At 57.4% G+C, this 838-nt stretch carries 1 protein-coding gene; it reads right to left on the bottom strand.

Annotation, left to right across the window (positions count from 1 at the left end; all coding sequences use genetic code 11):
* Positions 1-13: 13 nt before the first annotated feature.
* A protein-coding gene (locus tag ACR0C6_RS21565; RefSeq protein ID WP_480621169.1) for an IS5 family transposase occupies positions 14-771 on the bottom strand; the annotation gives its coding sequence in 2 pieces (ribosomal slippage) (positions 14-450 and positions 450-771; 759 coding nt in all).
* Between the last annotated feature and the right edge of the window lie 67 nt (positions 772-838).

Raw genomic sequence — 838 nt, 5'->3', positions numbered from 1 at the left:
TTAGGGTCAGGACTCATAGCCAGTATATGACGAGCGCTGCGAGTGCGACGGCGGACAAGAAGACCTTGGGGCACCTGTCGTAGCGGGTTGCTACACGCCGCCAATCCTTCAACCTTCCGAACATGATCTCGATCCGGTTACGCCGTTTGTATCGACGCCTGTCGTACTTTACCGGTTTCTTCCGCTGCTTCCGGCCAGGGATACATGCTCGTATCCCTTTGTCTTTCAACGCTTTCCGGAACCAATCGGCGTCATAGCCGCGATCCCCGAGCAGCCAATCGACATCCGGCAAGCTGCTCAGTAATGCCCGCGCTCCGATGTAATCGCTGACTTGCCCAGCTGTGACGAACAGGTTGAGCGGACGTCCCCGGCTGTCGCAGATGGCGTGCAGCTTCGTGTTCATGCCGCCCTTGGTTAGACCGATCAGGCGTCCACGCCCCCCTTTTTGACGCCCAAACTGGTCGCTGTGCGGTGTGCCTTCAGGTAGGTCGCATCGATCATCACGGTCTTCTCTTCGCCGCGTTCGGCAGCCAGACCGGCCATCATCCGGGCGAAGATGCCCTTGTCGCTCCAACGTTTCCAGCGGTTGTAGAGCGTCTTGTGTGGGTCATAGGCCGAAGGTGCGTCACGCCACCTTAACCCATTGCGATTGATGAAGATAATGCCGCTTAACACACGTCGATCATCGACACGAGGTTTGCCGTGGGACTTGGGGAAGAATGGCTCAAGACGCGCCATCTGCGCATCCGTGAGCCAGAAAAGATCAGACATGGTCACCGCTCGTTTTTCGAACCGTGAATCATGCACCAACGCGGAAATCAATGGGTCCTGACCCTAG

The sequence above is a fragment of the Ruegeria sp. AL12 genome (assembly GCF_056540885.1).
This window is presented reverse-complemented; position numbering and strand designations above follow the sequence as displayed.